This is a genomic window from Candidatus Limnocylindrales bacterium (assembly GCA_035626395.1).
Taxonomy (GTDB): Bacteria; Desulfobacterota; Binatia; order UBA1149; family CAITLU01; genus DASPNH01.
Window position 1 is genome coordinate 529,987 of sequence record DASPNR010000042.1, and the last position, 13,516, is coordinate 543,502.

At 68.1% G+C, this 13,516-nt stretch carries 13 protein-coding genes; 5 read left to right on the forward strand and 8 right to left on the reverse strand.

The window, feature by feature from the left end:
* Positions 1–3: 3 nt before the first annotated feature.
* From VEC57_17940 to VEC57_17950, 3 genes are all read right to left on the reverse strand, one after another.
* A complete protein-coding gene (locus tag VEC57_17940; GenBank protein HYC01021.1) occupies positions 4–525 on the reverse strand; it encodes a c-type cytochrome in 522 nt (173 codons plus the stop codon).
* A 68-nt stretch (positions 526–593) separates the two neighbouring features.
* Positions 594–1,535: a substrate-binding domain-containing protein gene (locus VEC57_17945; protein HYC01022.1), complete on the reverse strand. Its 942-nt coding sequence runs from the start codon at positions 1,533–1,535 to the stop codon at positions 594–596.
* Positions 1,536–1,563: 28 nt separating this feature from the next.
* A complete protein-coding gene (locus tag VEC57_17950) occupies positions 1,564–3,375 on the reverse strand; it encodes a methanol/ethanol family PQQ-dependent dehydrogenase (protein HYC01023.1) in 1,812 nt (603 codons plus the stop codon).
* A 258-nt stretch (positions 3,376–3,633) separates the two neighbouring features.
* Here VEC57_17950 and VEC57_17955 point away from each other — a divergent pair, with 258 nt between their 5' ends.
* Positions 3,634–4,434, forward strand: coding sequence for an enoyl-CoA hydratase (locus VEC57_17955; GenBank protein HYC01024.1), 801 nt, complete (start codon positions 3,634–3,636; stop codon positions 4,432–4,434).
* A gap of 13 nt (positions 4,435–4,447) precedes the next feature.
* On the opposite strand, the gene VEC57_17960 is transcribed toward VEC57_17955, so the two are convergent.
* The 5 genes from VEC57_17960 to VEC57_17980 form a co-directional block, all read right to left on the reverse strand.
* On the reverse strand, positions 4,448–4,900 hold the full coding sequence (locus VEC57_17960; GenBank protein ID HYC01025.1) for a hypothetical protein: 453 nt from the start codon (positions 4,898–4,900) through the stop codon (positions 4,448–4,450).
* A 197-nt stretch (positions 4,901–5,097) separates the two neighbouring features.
* Complete coding sequence (locus VEC57_17965) at positions 5,098–7,548, reverse strand: cyclic nucleotide-binding domain-containing protein (protein HYC01026.1); 2,451 nt, start codon at positions 7,546–7,548, stop codon at positions 5,098–5,100.
* Between the two features lie 93 nt (positions 7,549–7,641).
* The gene (locus VEC57_17970; protein HYC01027.1) at positions 7,642–8,001 is read right to left on the reverse strand and encodes a hypothetical protein; all 360 of its coding nucleotides are present in this window, start codon (positions 7,999–8,001) and stop codon (positions 7,642–7,644) included.
* 57 nt (positions 8,002–8,058) lie between these two features.
* Positions 8,059–8,760, reverse strand: coding sequence for a M15 family metallopeptidase (locus tag VEC57_17975; protein ID HYC01028.1), 702 nt, complete (start codon positions 8,758–8,760; stop codon positions 8,059–8,061).
* A gap of 107 nt (positions 8,761–8,867) precedes the next feature.
* Positions 8,868–9,893 carry a magnesium transporter CorA family protein gene (locus VEC57_17980; protein HYC01029.1) on the reverse strand — a complete coding sequence of 342 codons (1,026 nt, stop codon included), beginning with the start codon at positions 9,891–9,893 and terminating at the stop codon, positions 8,868–8,870.
* A gap of 204 nt (positions 9,894–10,097) precedes the next feature.
* Here VEC57_17980 and VEC57_17985 point away from each other — a divergent pair, with 204 nt between their 5' ends.
* The 4 genes from VEC57_17985 (at position 10,098) to epsC (ending at position 13,491) form a co-directional block, all read left to right on the forward strand.
* Positions 10,098–10,799 (forward strand): hypothetical protein, encoded by a 702-nt coding sequence (locus tag VEC57_17985; GenBank protein ID HYC01030.1) that lies wholly within the window; start codon positions 10,098–10,100, stop codon positions 10,797–10,799.
* Positions 10,800–10,967: 168 nt separating this feature from the next.
* Positions 10,968–11,918: a hypothetical protein gene (locus VEC57_17990; protein ID HYC01031.1), complete on the forward strand. Its 951-nt coding sequence runs from the start codon at positions 10,968–10,970 to the stop codon at positions 11,916–11,918.
* Positions 11,919–11,957: 39 nt separating this feature from the next.
* Entirely contained in the window at positions 11,958–12,413 is a 456-nt protein-coding gene (locus tag VEC57_17995) for a GNAT family N-acetyltransferase (protein HYC01032.1), read from the forward strand.
* Between the two features lie 115 nt (positions 12,414–12,528).
* Entirely contained in the window at positions 12,529–13,491 is a 963-nt protein-coding gene (gene epsC, locus VEC57_18000) for a serine O-acetyltransferase EpsC (protein HYC01033.1), read from the forward strand.
* Positions 13,492–13,516 lie beyond the last annotated feature (25 nt).

Here is a 13,516-nt window from a genome sequence, read left to right on the forward strand (position 1 = left end):
ATGTCACTGCGGCTGCGGCGGAGGAGCCGAATCGGCGGGCGGCACTTCCTCGGCCAGCTGCTCCTGCACCTTGACCTGCATGCTGTCGCTACGGGACGGGGCGGCGGTCTGGTCGACGTTGCCGCTCATGGAGCGCACGTAGGCCGCCAGCTGCCAGACCTGGAAATCCGGAATCTTGCCGCCGAAGGAAGGCATGCCGTTGGGACGGCCTTCGACGATGGTGGAGAAGATCTGGTCGGGCTGGCTGCCGTAGATCCACTTGTCGTCCATGAGCGCAGGGCCCATGCCGCCGCCGCCCTGGGCGTGACAGCCCGAGCAGTTGTACCACTGGAACAGGCGCTTGCCCTCGTTCATGGCAAAGGCGTTCTTCTCGTACTCGTTCTCCTGCGACGGCGTCGGCATCGGCGAGCCCGGCTGCAGAGGCGTCAGGCGCGTGCCGATGGCGAGCTGCGCCTGCGGCGGCTCGACGCGAAAGCCGCGCTCCTCGCGCTCGCACGCCGCCGTGATGACGGCAGTCGCCGCCATGAGCACGCACAGTCGTGCGGGTGCGCCGCCGCGGCGCCGCGCGGGCAACGTCGTCGATGCGCCGCTCATCACGTTCCCTTCCCGGCAGCGTCGCCGTCGCCGCCGTCTGCCTTGCCCGCGCCGGCAGGCGCTGCTGGAGGATCGCCTTCGCGGGCGGCCGCAGCGGCCAGTGGCACGCGGTACTGATCAAGAATGGCCTCGATGTGGCTGCGACGCCGGACCAGCAGCGCGTCGAGCGCGTCCCGTCGCTCGACCTCGCCCTTGCGGACGCCGATGGCGATGTCGAAGGACAACGGCAGCCGCGCCTCGGCAGGTTCGGCAGGAATGGGGACGACTCTCATCGCCACCGGCTGCCGCGCGGCGAAGAAGGCCGCCATCGGCCCCCACGCCAGCGCGACGTCGATGTCGCTCCGCGCCACGGCTTCGATGATGCGGGCAGGCGGGTCGGGCTGTGCGTAGTCGCCGTAGACCATGTAGCCGGCCACGTTGCGGACGATGCCGCGGCGGCTCAGAGCATGCGCGGGCGGCGTGTTGGTGCCGTCGTCGCCGATCAGCTGCACGCCCACGTGCAGCGTGCGAAGGCGCGCGTCGTCGAGCGATTGGATGTCGAGGCCGCGATCCGCGCGCGTGACGAAGACGTAGGTCGAGCGGTAGTACGGCTGCGTCGTCAGGACCATCTCGAGGTCGGCCGGCACGCCCATGAGGACGTCGCAGCGCTGCTCGCCGAGCGTGTTGCGGATGAAGCCGCGCCGCTGCGCCCACCACGTGTACTCGACGCTCGTACCGAGCTCGGCGGCCAGGACCTCGGCAATCTTGTTCTCGAAGCCTTCCTGGCGCTCGTTGGAGAACGGCAGGTTGTTCGGGTCGGCGCACACTCGCAGCGGTGCCGGTGCCTGGGCGTGCGCAGCCGCGGCGCCGGACAGCATCAAGGCGAAGACCGCGATGACAGCGCGCAGCGACGTATGGAGCCGGAACAGGTCATGAGCTGCCGGCACGACGTAAGCCGGCATGAGCCGTGCCGCCGCCTTCCCGCGTGCCTCAGGGAAGCGCGAACACATACAGCATGCCTCCCTTGGTCGTCTTGTCCGGAAGGTCGCGCATGGCATTGACGAACCCGAGCGCGGCCGATCCGTCGCGGCGGTCGAGGTCGCCGGCGACGACCGCGCCGGCCCAGCCGCCGACGCCCGAGAGAACGGCAACGTACTGCTTCCCGTCCGGGCCGCGATACGTCACGGGCTGTCCTACGATCCCGGAGCCCGTCTTGAACCGCCACAACGCCGCGCCGGTTCTTGCGTCGATCGCCTTGAACCAGCCGTCCATGGTTCCGTAGAAGACGACGTCGCCGGCAGTGACGAGCGCGCCGCTCCACACCGGCAGGTCCTCTTCGATCTTCCACACCTCCTTGCCTTCGATCGGATCCCAGGCGGTCAACAGGCCGCGGTGGCCGCCGGGTCCCGCGTACATCTTCACGTTGGCGCCCACGAAAGGCGTGCCGGCGATGTAGCTGGTCTCGTAGCCCTCGAAGTCCATGCACAGGTTGTTGTGCGGGATGTAGAGGAGCCCGGTGCGCGGCGAGAATGCCGACGGGTTCCAGTCCTTGGCACCGGGCGCGGCAGGGCAGATGTCGCGGATGAGCTTGCCGCTTCCAGTGGACTTCTCCTCGACGTGGATGAGCTTGCCCGTCTTCAGGTCCACGCCCCTGGTGGTCGTGTTGTGGACGAACGGTCTGGCCGAGAGCACCTCGCCGCTGGCACGGTCCATGACGTAGACGTAGCCGTTGCGCTCGGGACGGATCAGGACCTTGCGGCGCTGACCGCCGATCTCGAGCTCCGTCAGGATCTGCTCGTTGACTCCGTCCCAATCGTAGAGGTCATGCGGGCTGAACTGGTAGAACCAGCGGGCCTGTCCGGTGTCGGCGTCGCGTGCGAAGATGCCGCACGTCCACTTGTTGTCTCCCGGACGTTGATCGGGATTCCAGGGACCGGGATTGGCGGTGCCGTAGAAGATGAGGTTGCTTTCCGGATCGTACGAGATCCATCCCCACACGGTGCCGCCGCCGGTCTTCCACGCCTCGGGCGGCCAGCTCGAGACGCCGAGGTCCCTGCCGCGGTCCTGTTCGTAGAACGGCTTGAACTCGGGGCCGATCAGGCAATCCGAGTCGGGTCCGGTGCTGTAGGCCTTCCACGCCGTGCTGCCGTCTTCGACGCGCAAGGCGGTGAGCCAGCCGCGCACGCCCATCTCTCCGCCGCTGTTGCCGACGAGCACCTTGCCGTTGACGACGAGCGGAGCCATGGTGATGGTCTCGCCCTTGTTGATCTCGCCGAGCTTGACCTTCCACACCTCCGCGCCGGTCTCCGCGTCCACGGCCACGGCGTGCCCGTCGAGCGTGTTGAAGTAGAACCGGCCTTCGTCATGGACGCCACCGCGGTTGACGACGTCGCAGCAGGCCACGCCCTGTGCCGCTGCCGCGGGCTTCGGCTCGTACTTCCATTTCACCGGGGCGCCCGTCTCCTTGAGATCGAGCGCATACAGGATGTTGGGGTAGGGCGTGACGATGTACATCGTCGAGCCGACGATGATGGGAGCCGCTTCGTGGCCCCGCAGGACACCGGTCGAGAAGGTCCAGGCAAGGCGCATCGTGCGCGCATTGTCGACGTTGATCTCGGTCAGGCCGCTGAAGCGCGTGCTGGCGTGGTTCTTGGCCGGCATCGTCCACTGGCCGTCTTCCTCGTGCGGCGGCTGGTTGGGAACGGGCGGCGGCGCTTGTGTCTGCGCCGGGCGCACCTGTGCGACCGCGCGACGCTCCTCTTCGGGCCCCGTGCAACCGGCCATGCCGAAAAAACCGGCCATCGCACAGCAAAGGAAGGAGCGGATGAAAGCGGTGCTCGATGCGCGGCCGTTCCGCAGACGCATGTTGCAACCTGCGGCGCCGTTCTTTCGCTCGACGCAAAAGACCATGTCTCCAACTAAAGCAGCATCCTAGACGGGCAGCCATGGGTTTCCCTCAGCGCCTGGACGCTCACATGCGCCTGCAGTGGGATTTGGTCTGTCGCCCACACCCCGTTAGGAAACCAGCATCGTCACCCAGCGTGCGAACAAGGAGAGCCAATGTCGCAACCGTTGCTGCTCATCGAAAAGAGCGATGGCATCGCCACTGTCACGCTCAACCGTCCTTCAGCGATGAACGCGCTGTCGCGCGCCCTTCGTTCCGCCATCGTCGATGCCTTCGCCGCGCTGCAGCGCGATGCCGACGTCGGTGTCGTCATCCTGACCGAGGCCGGCAAGGCCTTCTGCGCGGGCCTGGATCTGAAGGAGCTCGGCGGGGAGGGCGGGGGCACCGACGAAAGGGAATCGGCCGTTGCCGGCGCGCCCGTGGTCCAGGCGCTGACTCAATTCGACCGGCCGATCGTCGGAGCGATCAACGGTTTCGCGATCACGGGCGGCTTCGAGCTCGCTCTGGCCTGCGACGTCCTGATCGCCTCCACGGCGGCGCGCTTCGCCGACACGCATGCGCGCGTCGGCCTCGTGCCGGGATGGGGCCTGAGCCAGCGTCTTTCGCGCGTGATCGGCATCTACCGCGCCAAAGAGGTTTCGCTTACCGGCAACTACATTTCGGCCGAGCAGGCGGAGCGCTGGGGCCTGGTCAACCGCGTCGTCGAGCCTGACCAGCTGCTGCCCACGTGCCGCGCCATCGCCGGCGACATGCTGTCGTGCGTGCCCGAGACGGTGCGCGCCTATAAGCGCGTCATCGATGAAGGCTATGCGACCACGTTCGCGGAGGGGATGCGCCTGGAGACGAAGGCGTCATCCGAGCATGCGCGTGCGCTGACGGCGGAGCAGATCGCGGCGCGGCGCGAATCGATCCAGCAGCGCGGAAGGGTTCAGAGCGGGCAGGGTGGAGGCGCATGACCGCCCCGAGAAGTCATTGGTCGCGCGTGGCCGATTTGGGCGTGTACGTGCAGACGCGGCCGGTCCGGATCGCGGCGGCGAGGTGATTGGCGAGCGCGGGGTCGGTGGCACGCAGTTTCCCGATGGCGTCGCGGATACCCTGGCTGACCACCGCTACGGCACTGGTGGCTGCGGAGAACGACGCAAGGGCATGCGCTGCAGCCGCTCCTCCGAGCCCGAGCTGCTCGCTCAGAAGGCGAATCTCCGCGCGGATGATCGAGACGCGCTCGCGATCGCGCTTGGTGCGCGCCTCGTCGAGGTCGGCGCGCAGCTCGGCAAGCCGGCGCCGGTAGCGCAATCGCGCTCGGGCATCGAGCGCGTGCGCACCGAGCGCGCGCGGCGCAGCAAGCGCGAGCAGCTCGGTCGCCAGGTAATCCCGGCCGGGATTGCGCAGAAGCTCGGCGAGGTAACGGAAGCCCTTGTCCATCGCTGCCCTCGCGATCTAACAGGTGAGCAGCGGTGTTGGAACCGCGTGAGCATGGTCTGGGCATGGAGCTGCTCGAAGAGGATGGCCTGGCGCGGGCCGCCCGCTCCTTCGAGGCCTGATGCGGCTTGCGTCGCCTCGTCATGCGCCGGCGCGCCGCGGTCAAGGTGCTGCGTCGTTGCGTCCGCTGCGTTCGATTCCTACCTGGCCAGCAGTCGGTCCACGTACGTCTTGGGCGCCACGCGAACGATGGCGCCGGTGGGGCAGGAGGCCACGCACGCCGCGCGGGGCGCGCCGCGTTTCGCCGGAAGGCTCATGCACAGGTCGCACTTCACCGCGACCTTGGCCTGATCGGCCTTCTCCTGGTCGGCGCGGCGCCTCTCGCCCCAGCCGAACAGGAGCCGCAGCAGCACGTTCGGCGCCGGCTTCCGGTCCACCGCCGCCATCTGAATGACGCCGTAAGGACAGTTGCTCGCGCAGTTCCCGCACCCGATGCAGTTGTCCATGATGTAGACCTCGCCGTTGGGATGGCGGCGAAGCGCATCGGGCGGACAGTCGGTCATGCACTTGGGGTTCTCGCAGTGCCGGCACGAGGTCGGGATGTGCACGGTCGCGAAGGTCGGCCCCGCTTCGCGGTCCAGCCGCGAGACGCCGCCGTGCGTGGCCGCACACGCCGACTCGCAGTTGTCGCACCGCACGCACAGCGACTCGTCGATGAGCAGGATGTCGGTGGCCTCGCCGGCGCCGGCGCTCATCAGGAACTCGACCAGATCGCTCGAGCGCTTGTCGGAGGCGCGCACCGCGTTGTCGATCAGGCGCGTGGACTCGAGCGCCTTGAGCTCCTTGCGCAGCTCGGCGTGGCGCTCGACGAAGGGCAGCAGCGCATCGGTCGGTATGCGGATCGTCTCGGTGTAGATCGTCGCGCGCACCGTCGCGCTGCGCTTGCCCTGCGGCGCGAACAGCGCCATCTCGCCGATGATGTTGCCGGCCGGCAGGTAGGCCAGCACCTGGTCGACGCCTCCCCGCCGCCGCGACACGGTGACCGAGCCGCGACGGATCAGATGCAGGCCGTTGGAATCGGCGCCTTCCTCGAACAGCACCTGTCCCTGCCTGAAGGACTCGATCACCGACTGGTGCGCGAGCTCGCGCAGCTCGGCCACGGGCACGCCGGGCGCGAGCTGGGTCTGCAGCTTGCGCAGGATGAATACCTCGTCGATGGCGCGACGCACGGAAGGCACCGAGCTCATCAGCTTGATCATCGAAAGGCGCGGCGTCTCGATGAGCACGCAGCCTTCCCCGGCAATCACCGTTGCCGATCGCCGCCGGCCCGACAGCAGGCTCATCTCGCCGAAGAACTCGCCGGCGCCGACGCGGAAGCGCTTCTCTTCGCCGCCGGCGCCGTCATGGCGATACGTCGTGTCGTTGGCCTCGTCGCTTGGCGGCGCGACGACCTCGACGTATCCGTCCAGCACCGAGTAGAAGCTGTCGGTGAAGTCGTTGCGCCGGTACACGACCTGGTCCTTGGCGGGCGTGTGCACGTCCGAGTCGACGAGGAACTCGCGAAGCTGGATCGCCGTGATGCCGGCAAAGACCGGGAGCCTGTTCTGGATCCGCTCCAGCACCTCGCTGACGCTGCCGCGCAGCGCGGCGAACTTCTCGCGCAGAATCGGCTCGTCTCCGGGCTCGACGTGGTTGCCGAGGATGTGCTCGATCACCTCGTAGCCCTGGTTCATGCAGTGCTTGATGAGCGGGTAGCCTGCGATCGCGCCGACAAGATGGATGCCGGCGACATTGGACTCGTAGCTCTGGGAGATGGGAGGGACTGCGGATTCGCCTTCGGAAGCGAAGGCAACGCCGAGGCCTTCGAGGAACTTGCGCGGAGGCACCGCTCCGAGCCGCCCGATGAGCATCTCGCAGGGCAGCTCGAGCTCGCCGTCACGCGTCTCCAGAACTACGCCGCCTTCGATGATGCGCTGCACCTGCGCGTGCGTGTAGTGCGCGATCGCTCCCTGCTTGATCGCCTGCTCGATGGCCTGGCGGTTGCGCGGCTTGGCGCGGGCGAAGTCGTCGCGGCGGTTGACGATGGCGACTTCGTTGCGCTCGGCCAGCGCCAGAGCGTTCTCGATGCCGGCATCGCCGACTCCCACCACCACCACGCGCTTGTCCGCGTGCTCGCCAGGATCGTCGAGCTGGTAGGTGACGTGCGGGAGGTGAGCGCCTTCGCATTCGAACATGCGAAGGTTTCCCTGCAGGCCGATGGCCAGGACGATGGCCCGGGCGCCCAGGCGGCGGCCGTTCTTGAGCGTGACGGTGAAATCGCCCGCGGCGCCTTCGATGCGCGCCACTTCGAACTCGGCGCCGCTCCAAAGGTTGGTGCCGGCGGCGGCGGTGGCGCTGGCCCATCCCTCCAGCACCTGCTCGCGCCTGCCAGCCTGGAAGGGCAGAGCCAGGTCCTTGCGCAGCTCGAGGGCGGGCGGCTCGTCCATGACGTGCTTGCCCTTCTGGTACTTGAAGATCGTGTTGGCCAGACGACCGCGCTCGAGGACCACGTGCGAGACGCCGCGCCGGGCTGCCTGCGAGCCGGCGGCCAGGCCGGCGGGTCCGCCGCCGACGATGACGATCTCGAAACCATCGGCCGCGCTCTGCGCCACGAACGCCTCCCGCCAGTGCAACGGCCGCGATGATCGCGGCGTGCGCCGACCCTATCGCAGCGTCCGCGGCCAGGGAACCCGCTGCGCCGCGCGCTACGGAACCTGCTGCCAGCGCGCAGTGGCGCAATGACCGTGCGCGTCGAAAAGGATCAGCAGCTGGGGGCCGGCCTTGCCCGGCGCAGAGAAATCGTAAACCCATGCCGCGCTCGTCTCGCAGTACGGCGCGTTGTCGCACGTGGTCGGTCTGCCCAGGCTGCTGGCGATCTGCGTGCGCGTCAGAGTCCGCAGCGAAGTCAGGTCGATGCTGGCCGCCGACATGTCGGCGCCGGCGCGGGCAGCGTCGAGCCCCGCCCGAAGCTGGCTCAGAAGCTGCTTGGACAGCCGCTCCTGCTCGGCCTTCTCCTCGGCACTGGCGGCCACTGCGGGCGCAGGGGGATCGGGCGCGAAAAGCATGAACATCGCGGTGAAACAGCAGGCTCGGACCAACCTCCAGCGCACGCAGCGGCTCCCTCAATCACCGATCGGGACGTCGAAGTGGCTGTCGGGATACGGCTCGTTCACCAGAGCGTAGTGCCACCACTCCTTCTCGTAGTTGCGGAAGCCGCCCTCTTCCATTGCGGCCCGTAGAAGGTCGCGGTGGATGCGGGCCTGGGCGGTGATGGCCGGGTGATCGGTGGCCGCGGAGGGGTCGAAGAAGTCGTAGGTGGTGCCCATGTCCAGCTCGAAGCTGCCTGCCGCCGACGATCGCACCAGCGTCAGGTCCACGGTGCTGGCGCGGCTGTGGCCCGAGCACTCGGCAATATATCCGTCGGCGATGATGCGGCTCTTGTCGACGCCAGGATAATAGCTCCCCTTGGTCGACGTGTCGGCGTGGTCGCGCGCCCAGCGCACGAAATCGTCGACCGCTCGCTGCGGGCGGTAGCAGTCCAGCACGCGCAGGCCCAGCCCCTGCGGTCGCAGTCGCCGCTGGACCCGAGCGAGGGCCTCGGCCGCGGGGCGCGAGAGCAGGCAGCGGGCGCGGTGGTAGCCGGCGGCCGGCCGGCCAAGGAAGTTGTCGTCGCCAGCGTAACGGATGTCCTCCTCGATGGTCGGATCGACCTCCTGGATTGCGACCAGCTCGGGTTGCGCGCGCGCGCTCGGACATCGTGTGGCAGCCGGCGGGGACAGCGCGGCACAGGCGGGCAGCCATGCGCCAACGAGCAGGGCCGCCATGGCCGCGCGCTTTGTCGTGGCAAAGCCGTCGACCGCTGGGACGGCCGGGGCCCGCGTCGCGGCCGCGTCGGCCGCGGTGGCAGTCGCGCCCGTGTTCACCACCAATCCTACAGGAGCCGGCCGCGGCGCAGCAGCCAGACGAGCGTGCCGGCCAGCGCCAGCGCCGCCGCCCAGAAGGCGGCGTAGCCGTACTGCCATTCGAGCTCGGGAAGCACGCGAAAGTTCATGCCGTAGACGCCGCACAGGAACGTCAGCGGCAGGAAGATGACGCTGACCGCGGTCAGGCGTTTCATGACGGCGTTGGTGCGGTGGCTGACCATGGACATGTAGAGGTCGAGCGAGCCCGACAGGATCTCGCGGTCGGCCAGCACGTCGGTCAGCACGCGCTCGACGGTCGCCTCCATGTCCGCGAGAAAGGGCCGCGTCTCGTCGCTGACGAAGGCCGACTTTCGCATGTGCAGCTCGTTCATGACGCTTCGCGCCGGCACCAGCACCTTGCGGAAGGACAGCACGTCGTTGCCGAGCTCGGAGATGGCGGCGAAGACCGAGTCCTCGACGTCGCCGATCAGCATGGCCTGAAGCGCCTCCACCCGGGAGAGCAGGCAGGACTGCCCATCGATGTAGTTCTCGGTCAGGTGCTCGAGCAGCTCGTAGATCAGGAAGCTGGGGCCCTTGGCGAAGCGGACGAAATCGGACCGGTATTCGCGCTTCATCTGGTCGAGGAAGCGCACCGGGCCGTGGTGGACGGTCAGCAGGAAATGCTCGGAGATGACCGCCGAGACCCGCTCGAACGCCAGCCGCTCGCCTTCGATCCGGCAGCCGGTCAGGGCCAGGAACAGGTAGTCGTCGAAGCGGCTCAGGCGAGTGTCGGGCCTGGCCGAGGCGACTTCGCCTACGAGCGCGGCATCGACCAGCTCGAGCTCGGCGAGGAAAGCGGCAGCGGGCGCGGCCTCCTGCACGTCGACGTCGATCCATGTGTAGCGGCCTTGTTCGAGCGCATCGGCGAAGCGGGCGAGCTCGGAGGCGTGAAGCGTCTTGGCAGCGAAGTCGAACTCGACGACCTCGAGCCGGCATCCTGCAGGTGCCGGCGACAACGGTGCAGGTGCATGCAGCATGACGCGCAGCATAATCATGCATGCCCCCCTGATGTAACCCGGCAGGAATTCGCTTGCCGTAGCAGCGCCGCACCATCACAGATGCATGAATCGCGGCATCCAACGCGGCCCATCGATTCGACAGGCGATCTCGGTGGTGGGGTTCTTGTTGCGGCCTGAATGAAGGTGCAGTTTGGGGTCGTGCGTGTGACGGGCGTAAGCAGCAAGAAACGGATTGCGGCAATGGCCGCGTGGTCGGCCATCGTGCTATGGCCGTGCTCAGTGCTTTGTCAGCAAGCGGATGCTCCGCTGTCGCTGGCCGCCACTGCCGGCACGCACGTCCGTCCCGTCACGTTCGGGCCCGACGCGATCCGCAGCGGCCAAGGAGCCGGCGAGCTGTTCGGCTTCGACGATCCGGTGCCGGGCGGAAAGCGCAGCGAGATCGGCGGCGCCGTCGGCGCGCGCCTTCCGCTCGGGACGCACGGCTATGTCGAAGGGTACGTGCTCGAGTACGCCGAGGACGATCTGGAGCATTCCTTCGAAGTTCTGCGGCGCGCCACCGGCTACAGCGCCGGCGCCCGGCAGGTCTTCCGGCTCGGCGGGCGAGGCCTGGAGCTGGCCCTGGGGCTGAGAATGGATTCGATGCCCTCGGATCCGTTTGCCGGGCGCGGCTCCCGATACGAAGGTCGCGAACTGGAGGCTGGCCTCGGCTGGACCTTGCCCGGGTCGGTCGGCGCCAGGGCGTTCTATGGATATCGCTCCGGCACCTCGGACCGGTTCGCCGACAACAAGGAGCGTCATCGCATCCGCCTCGAGATTGGCCACAACGTATCGGACTGGCTGCGGCTGCGCGCGTCCTTCCTCAGCCGCATCCACGACTCCAGCGCGCTCCCTTCGGAGCGGGGCCGCTATCTCGCCTGTATCGGCTTCGAGGCCAAGTACTGAACGCTCGAGGCGCCGCTGACGCAGCGCGCCTCTCTCGATTGACCTGCCCGCACCCTCCCCGGTAAATGAACGCGTCGGCGGCGTTGCCGTCGTTCATCTTCAACGGATGCAGATCGGGTCGCCGGCCGCCTGGCGAACCTGGCGCGGCTGAGAGCACAGGAGAGGCACATGGCGAGGGTGGCTGCGGCAAGGCCTGGCGGGACGAACGGCGTACGCGGAATGCGCGATCGGCTGCTGGCCATCGCCGGCTGCTGCGCCATCGTCGCCGGCTGCGGAACGCTCGAGGCGCGGATGTACGATCTGCAGCAGCTGGCGCCCGATGCGCTGGTCGGCCCGGGTGCGCCGCAGGGCCTGCAGCTGGCGCCGCTGGTCTCCAACCAGCGCAACGTCTTCACGCGCAGCTACCACATCGGCGAGACCTACACGTCGCGTGCCGGCGAGGCCATGATCAGCGTCAAGAACTACACGGTCATGGAGCGCATCGGACGGGCGACGGCGCTGGCGGATTTCGAGCAGACGTGCGGCCGCAGCCTCCTGGGACGCCGCGGCGTCTCCTGCCGTCGCATTCCGCTGGCGGCGGTCCGCGGCACGGCCGGCGCAGTGTTCTCCGTCGTCGGCGCGGTGCGCACGGCCGACGGCGACTACTTCGCCGTGGCCATGCCGGCCGAGCCCGGCACCGAAGTCTACCTCCTCGTCGATCGACGTGGCGCCCTCCGCAAGGGCGCGTACGTCGTGTGGCGACGGTCGAAGGTGGCCGGCCTCAACGCCGGCGGCGTCACGCTCGATGAGGTGGTGCCCGACTCGCTGCTGTTCGAGGAGGACAAGCCTCTGTTCCGGTTCGAGACCGTCGAGCGCTTCGTGGCCAGCGGGCCGGGCTACCTCAACTTCGACGTCGTCTATTCCGGCTTCCGGTCCGGCTCGCGCACCGACAACTACGTGCTGACCTACCGGGAGTACGGACGCGACGCGACCGATCGGGCCAGCTTCACGCAGCAGCTTCCGTTCTCGATCGCCAATCGCGACATCGACATCATGGGGCTGCGCGTGCACGTCGAGGACGTGACGCCCGACAGCATCACGTTCCAGGTGCTGCAGGACGCGCAGTCGACGGCGCGCTGAGCGGTGGGCCTTTCGGTTCGCGCGGGCACGCCGCGGGACGTGCGCTTCGTCTTCGGCTGCATTCGCGCGCTGGCCGAGTTCGAGAAGCTCACGCACGAGTTCCACGGCAGCGAAGAGCAGCTTCGCGAGCACCTGTTCGAAGGCCGCACCTACGCCGAGCTGCTGATCGGCGAGATCGACGGGATGCCCGCCGGCTACGCGCTGTTCTTTTCCACCTACAGCACGTTCCTGACGCGGCCGGGACTTTTTCTGGAGGATCTGTTCGTCCAGCCGGCCTGTCGAAGCCGCGGTCTGGCCACGGCGATGCTCATCGAGTTGGCGCGCATCGCGGTGGAGCGCGGCTGCGGCCGTCTGGAATGGTCGGTGCTGGACTGGAATCAGCGCGCGATCGCCTTTTACGATTCGCTCGGCGCCGCGCCCGTGCGCGGCTGGATTCCCTATCGCATCAGCGGGCCTGCCCTGGCGGGCCTGGCCGCCCGGCCGCTGCCGAAATAGCGGTGTCTATCGCCCCGGATGCGGCCTATACTCGCCGCCACCGGGAGCCACCGCGCCTTTGCGGCGTCCAACGGGCCGCGCGCCCGCTTGGCCCGAAGGCGCATCGAGGGAACCGATGAGCAACATCCGAACCAGCGCCCACAGCCATGAGAAGCTCGAGCAGGTCATTCAGGCCGCTGCCGAGAGCTACAAGGCCGGGCGCGGCATAGACAGCCTGGAGAGCGCGGCGCTGCCCAACTCGCGCAAGGTCGTCGAGGCGCTCGAGCACCTCAAGCACGTCATCTACATGGGCTTCTACTCCACCCGCGACCTGGACGAAGCCAACCTGCGCCACTACATCGCCGAGCACGTCTACGAATCCTTCGAAATCCTGGTCGAGCAGATCTCTCGGGCCGTCGTCTACCGGCGGCTTCGCGGCGGGGCGCCCGAGAAGCAGGACGTCGAGTGGAGCGAGGACGTCGTCCTGTCGGTGCTCGGCCGCATTCCCGACCTGCGCTCGGATCTGCAGCTGGACCTGCAGGCTGCCTACGACGGCGATCCGGCGGCGGAAAGCCTCGAGGAGATCATCTTCAGCTATCCGGCCATCGAGGCCATCACCTGCTACCGCGTCGCGCACGAATTCTTCACGCACCACACGCCGATGATCCCGCGCATCATGACCGAGCATGCGCACATGCAGACCGGCATCGACATCCATCCGGGCGCCACCATCGGCAAGGCGTTCTTCATCGACCACGGCACCGGCGTGGTGATCGGTGCGACCTGCGAGATCGGCGACCGCGTCAAGCTCTACCAGGGCGTGACTCTGGGAGCGCTGTCGATTCCGCGCGACCAGTGCGGCAGCGTGATCCGCGGCAACAAGCGCCATCCTACGCTCGAGGACGACGTGACGATCTATGCCGGTGCGACCATTCTGGGCGGCGACACCGTCGTCGGGCGCGGCTCGGTCATCGGCGGCAACGTGTGGCTGACCGAGTCGGTGCCGCCGTACTCGCGCGTGACCTACTCGCCGCCCACCTGCAGCGAGAATGCGACGCAGACGGTGACACAAAGAGCTGCAGGCGGGCAGATGCGATAGTCCTGCACTCGGGCGTACGCAGGCG

Excerpts from the sequence above, each read along its gene's own strand:
- VEC57_17940 (HYC01021.1), bottom strand. The coding sequence starts at position 525 with ATGGCGGCGACTGCCGTCATCACGGCGGCGTGCGAGCGCGAGGAGCGC.
- VEC57_17945 (HYC01022.1), bottom strand. The coding sequence starts at position 1,535 with ATGCCGGCTTACGTCGTGCCGGCAGCTCATGACCTGTTCCGGCTCCAT.
- VEC57_17950 (HYC01023.1), bottom strand. The coding sequence starts at position 3,375 with ATGGCCGGTTTTTTCGGCATGGCCGGTTGCACGGGGCCCGAAGAGGAG.
- VEC57_17955 (HYC01024.1), top strand. The coding sequence starts at position 3,634 with ATGTCGCAACCGTTGCTGCTCATCGAAAAGAGCGATGGCATCGCCACT.
- VEC57_17960 (HYC01025.1), bottom strand. The coding sequence starts at position 4,900 with ATGGACAAGGGCTTCCGTTACCTCGCCGAGCTTCTGCGCAATCCCGGC.
- VEC57_17970 (HYC01027.1), bottom strand. The coding sequence starts at position 8,001 with ATGCTTTTCGCGCCCGATCCCCCTGCGCCCGCAGTGGCCGCCAGTGCC.
- VEC57_17975 (HYC01028.1), bottom strand. The coding sequence starts at position 8,760 with ATGGCGGCCCTGCTCGTTGGCGCATGGCTGCCCGCCTGTGCCGCGCTG.
- VEC57_17980 (HYC01029.1), bottom strand. The coding sequence starts at position 9,893 with ATGATTATGCTGCGCGTCATGCTGCATGCACCTGCACCGTTGTCGCCG.
- VEC57_17985 (HYC01030.1), top strand. The coding sequence starts at position 10,098 with ATGGCCGCGTGGTCGGCCATCGTGCTATGGCCGTGCTCAGTGCTTTGT.
- VEC57_17990 (HYC01031.1), top strand. The coding sequence starts at position 10,968 with ATGGCGAGGGTGGCTGCGGCAAGGCCTGGCGGGACGAACGGCGTACGC.
- epsC (HYC01033.1), top strand. The coding sequence starts at position 12,529 with ATGAGCAACATCCGAACCAGCGCCCACAGCCATGAGAAGCTCGAGCAG.